Here is a 5,150-nt window from a genome sequence, read left to right on the forward strand (position 1 = left end):
CTCTACATTTTTGTAGATGTTGAATAATCTAGGATTTTTAATTATTAAAGTTTAGGGGTCAAAAAACGTCATTCTCCGACAGCCCCTTTTTATGTATACTAATTGTACTCCATAGGGCCCTGCTGCGATTTGTCCCACTGGCCAAAGCCTTCGCTGTAGTTTTCAACAAGAAAAACTGGAAGGCATTCCTGAAAATTCTCAGAAAGATCCATACTTTCAAGCTTATCCAGCTCCATCCAGAAAACTTTTCCTTCTCTGATGTTTTGAGAAATTACGCCACTGTAATCATTTGTTTTATAAAGAAATGCCAGATATCTTTCATCAGTATCTGTATTACACCAGTGGATAATGCCGCAATACTTCAGGTTTTTTACATTAAGACCTGTTTCTTCCTTTACTTCTCTTACTGCAGAATCTACTATACTCTCTCCTGGTTCAACTTTACCACCAGGAAAGGTAATTCCCTCAGGGCTTTTTGTCCTTTCTTGAACCAGTACCCTGTTTGATTCTCTGTCCATTACCATGACCATATTTGTCAGTTCTACCTTCGCCATAATTGTTCTCCTTTTAAATATCTCACTTTATCTAATCTTATCAAATACTTGGGATAAAGTCACTATAAAACTCTTACTTTTGATAATACCCCCGCTTATGTTATACTATCAGTAAAATAATAATTAACTTTGTATATTATAATTTCAGAAGGAATGCTCTCTATGGATATATTAAATTTAAATTCAATATTTTTACTGAACGTCTTTATGAATATGATCTTGTCTGGAGTAATACTTCTTACTCTGATGCCGCTTAAGTATTCTTTCCGCAGTTCTTTTATTATAATTATATCAGTAACACTTTCTACTGTAGTATTATTATCTGGAGTTCTTTACTACTTGGAGGTCTCTTCTCTTCATCTTATATTACGAGCTGTTTCGGCCGCCATACTTTATATTTGTGGATATATAATTTCCTCTGCCAAAGGATTCCGCTTTCAATTTATATTTATGACTGTGTATATACTAAAGCGATTTGGAGATTTTATAAGTAACCTTTTCTCAATCAAATTTTTAAGTAATCCAGGTTTTTATATAGGATTTAAAAGTATAATAATACTTATATTTATAATTATTATTATTAATTACATAAAAGATCCATTTTTGAATATTCTTAATGATATTCATGAAAATTGGGGGACTTTTTGCGTACTTCCCTTTATTTTTAATATGGCATTTTACAGTTTTGATACATCTTTAAGCAATTCTGTGCAAGATTTGCTTCACTTAAAAATAAGTCTCCTGCTTTTTCTTCTTTGTTTTATTATATATTATGTAATCTACCTTTATTTCCAGGATATATCATACACTCTTAAACTTGAAAAAAATGCTGAGATGCTGGAATTACAAAAAAATTATCAGAAGAAGGAGTACCTCGAAACCATTAGCCGACTTGAATCCTTGAGGATATACAGGCATGATATGCGTCATCATCTTAATATAATACATTCTCTAATTTCTTCTGGAGATACTGGCACGGCAAAAAAATATATAGATAGTCTGAGCAAGAAGTTCAAAATCTAAAATCTTATTAAGGTGGAATAATTAGAATGGACAAGTATTTAAAAATAATATCTCTCTTTACTGGAATAACATATTTTTCAATAATAACATTTTTAGCAACCCCGCTCAAATACAATATAAAAAAATCGATCATAATAACTATGTTTTTTATCTTAATTAATTTTATATTAAACTTGTATTTTGTTGTGAAATTTAATATAGGTCTTCCTAACAGAGTATTTCTACTTACAGTTTCAGCTGTAATCTTCATTTTTCAAGATATAATATCTTCAGTAGGAGGATACAAACAAATCTTCATTTTTTTTACATCATGGTGGATAAATATGATGCTCCTTTTTTTCACCTCTATTTCACAAATGATTTCTCAGGGACAAAGTGTCTACTTGCTCATGCAATTCTATGTCTTTGTCCTAATCTGTGTATTTGTTATATTTTTCTTAAGAAAATCATTTTTTGATATAATACTGACTATTGACAGAGGATGGTCCGAATTCGCAATAATACCTTTGTCTTTTTGTACTATTCTTTTTCTTATTCACACTCACCCTTTTAATTCAGGATTTAACAAAGAGTATATATTTGTGAATATGCTCATATATTCTCTTTGTATATCTGTGTACAGAGTTTTAAATGTATATTTCATAAATGTATCCAGATTTCAAAGTAGTCTGAAAACTAATGAACTTTTGATTATCCATACCGAATTTCTTAAAAAATCAGTAGGCTCTATAAATCAGAAACTAAGTGATTTTGATGATTTCAAAAATCAGACAACATACGTATTTGAAAAAATTTATGACATGATTTCTAAAAATGATGCAAACAGATCAATTGAATATATCCAAAACATAAGCACCGATATAAGCGAATATGAATTTGAATATTTTTGCGAAAACTCTGTAGTCAATGCCATACTTTCAAAATACATACAAAAAGCCCGAAAAGAAAACATAGGTGTATCTGTAAGAGTCTGCATTCCTGAAAGTATTCATATAGATGTCATGGAGCTTTGCCTTATATTTTCCAACGCCATAGAAAATGCCATTGATGCCTCCCTGAAGATAAAAAACCCAAAAGATCGTAAAATCATCGTGCTCTCAAATATACAAAACGAAAAAATCTATATAAAAATAATAAATAGATTTGAAGGAAAAGTTCACATAATAAATGGACTTCCTTATTGTTCCAGACACAATCACGGAATCGGAACCCGAAGTATATTGTCTATATCGGAAAAATATCAGGGATTTTGCGCTTTTGAAGCAAAAGATTCTACGTTTAGTTTGATTATGGTACTTTAGCTTGTATAATGCTTTAATTCATTGAAATATATTTTATTTTGATATATAATATGTTTTACATGCACTTCAATTACTATAATAATTGAAGTGCATGTACATATATAACTGATAATTGAACATAATTTTAAAGGAGGTACTTCGTATTGAAAAGCATTAAAACCAAAATTCTCGCTATAATAGGCGGGATAATACTCATTGCCATGGTCGTAACTGGTGGATTTGTCATCAACAAGATAGACAAGGTAATAATGAGCAGCGAAAGTTATACCGCAAAAATTTCTACCGATAACATTGTAGGAAATGTTAATAACTATTTTACAACATACATATCCATGGTACAGCAAATTTCCAGAGACGAAAATGTTATTAAAATCCTCTCCTCAGGACTTGACCGAACCCAATTTTCCGAGTCGCCATACTACAAGAGTTCCTACAGTATGCTGGCAAAGACAACTGCCACTGACAGTGAAAACATACTCTCACTTTTTCTGGCAAGCTCACGTGCCAATCTCTCTTTTGATGGAGGAGACTGGGTAGGCGACCAAGATTTCAACCTTTCTGAAAAAAGCTACTGGTTTACCAATCAGGCTGATATAGATGCCGGATATATAATCACTGAACCTTACACCGATGTTGACACAGGATCTATGGTACTTACTGTATCGGCACCCGTATATGATACTTCTGGATCACAGATAGTAGGTATAGCCGCAGTTGATATTCAAATATCAGTTGTAAACAGCATGGTTACAAATGCACACAGCTCTTATGAATCCGGATACCAGGTCCTGGTTTCATCCCAGGGGTCAGTGCTTGCACACAAGGATGAATCCATGGTTTTAAAAACTATAGGAGAAACTGGTTTCAGTCAGAACATGGTTGATGAGATAAATAATCTAAGTGGACAAGTAATTCCTTTTAACGATGGCCTTGAAGATGCATATGGAGTCGTTGGAGAAGAAAGCTATACCGGCTGGAAAATATTGTCAATAGTTCCTGAAAATGAGTACACTCACGTAGTTACTTCTACAAGAAATTATCTGATAGGTTTTTATACAGCCTGTCTCCTTCTTATATTTGCAGCTCTTATATTGACCGCTAAAAGTATAGTAGCGCCTCTTAAGAGGCTTACTGAGATAACAGATGAACTCGCAGCAGGAAACCTTGATATTGAAATAGATGTAGTATCTAATGATGAAGTTGGACACCTTGCAAATTCAATGAAATCTCTGACATCCAGACTGGTGAACTATATAGATTATATAAACGAGATATCTCATGCCCTGGATGATCTGGGAAATGGAAATCTTAATATATCGCTTAACCAAACTTATGATGGTGAATTTGCTGTAATAAAAGAATCCCTTCTCAAAACATCATCGAGCTTCAGTAATCTCATAGGTGAAATTGCTCAAATATCTTCTCAGGTGGCGAGCGGTGCCGATCAGGTAGCCGGCGGATCGCAGCTGCTTGCACAGGGAACTACAGAACAGGCAAGCTCTATAGAGCAACTGTCAGCTAATATAAACGAAATATCAGATAATGTAAGTAAAAATGCCGAGAACTCTGTAAATGCAGCAAATTATGTAAAAACTGTAGGCGAAGCAGCCAATATGAGTAATGAAAAAATGGGCGAGATGATAGAGGCTATAGAAGAAATAGACCTTAAATCATCAGAAATAGGAAAGATAATAAAAACTATAGAAGACATAGCATTCCAGACTAATATCTTGGCACTTAATGCCGCAGTTGAGGCTGCAAGAGCCGGAAGCGCTGGAAGAGGATTTGCAGTCGTTGCTGATGAAGTAAGAAATCTTGCAACAAAATCTTCAGAAGCTGCAAAAAACACTACTGCTCTTATTGAAGACTCTCTTCGCTCAGTAAAGCACGGAACATTAATAGCTTCGGAAACAGGAACTGTACTTGAAGAAGTAATCGAGGGAGTCAACAGAACAGTATCCCTTATAGACCAGATTTCAGAAGCATCTAACATGCAGGCCATTTCTCTGTCAGAGACTCTTGAAGGACTTGATCAGATAAGTATTGTAGTTCACACAAACTCTGCAACTGCCGAAGAAAGCTCTGCCGCAAGTGAAGAACTCTCAAGTCAGTCCGAGATACTAAAAGACCTGACTTCAAGATTTGTATTTTAAAAAACATAATAAATATATTATATAAATAAAAAAGGGGCTGTCGGAGAATGACGTTTTTTGACCCCTAAACTTTAATAATTAAAAATCCTAGATTATTCAACATCTACAAAAATGTAGAG

The 5,150-nt window shown here is 33.7% G+C and carries 3 protein-coding genes; 2 read left to right on the forward strand and 1 reads right to left on the reverse strand.

Annotated elements, in window-relative coordinates:
- Positions 1-98: 98 nt before the first annotated feature.
- Entirely contained in the window at positions 99-554 is a 456-nt protein-coding gene (locus G558_RS0110945) for an 8-oxo-dGTP diphosphatase (protein ID WP_028830189.1), read from the reverse strand.
- Between the two features lie 1,610 nt (positions 555-2,164).
- Here G558_RS0110945 and G558_RS14130 point away from each other — a divergent pair.
- Together G558_RS14130 and G558_RS13540 are read left to right on the forward strand one after the other, a co-directional pair.
- Positions 2,165-2,878 carry an ATP-binding protein gene (locus tag G558_RS14130; protein WP_242825237.1) on the forward strand — a complete coding sequence of 238 codons (714 nt, stop codon included), beginning with the start codon at positions 2,165-2,167 and terminating at the stop codon, positions 2,876-2,878.
- 143 nt (positions 2,879-3,021) lie between these two features.
- Positions 3,022-5,031, forward strand: coding sequence for a methyl-accepting chemotaxis protein (locus G558_RS13540; protein ID WP_051188664.1), 2,010 nt, complete (start codon positions 3,022-3,024; stop codon positions 5,029-5,031).
- Positions 5,032-5,150 lie beyond the last annotated feature (119 nt).

The organism is Proteocatella sphenisci DSM 23131, from assembly GCF_000423525.1.
Lineage (GTDB): Bacteria > Bacillota > Clostridia > Peptostreptococcales > Filifactoraceae > Proteocatella > Proteocatella sphenisci.

What these genes read in the sequence shown, in the direction of transcription:
- G558_RS0110945 (WP_028830189.1), bottom strand. Translation starts at nt 554, where the DNA reads ATGGCGAAGGTAGAACTGACAAATATGGTCATGGTAATGGACAGAGAA.
- G558_RS14130 (WP_242825237.1), top strand. Translation starts at nt 2,165, where the DNA reads ATGCTCATATATTCTCTTTGTATATCTGTGTACAGAGTTTTAAATGTA.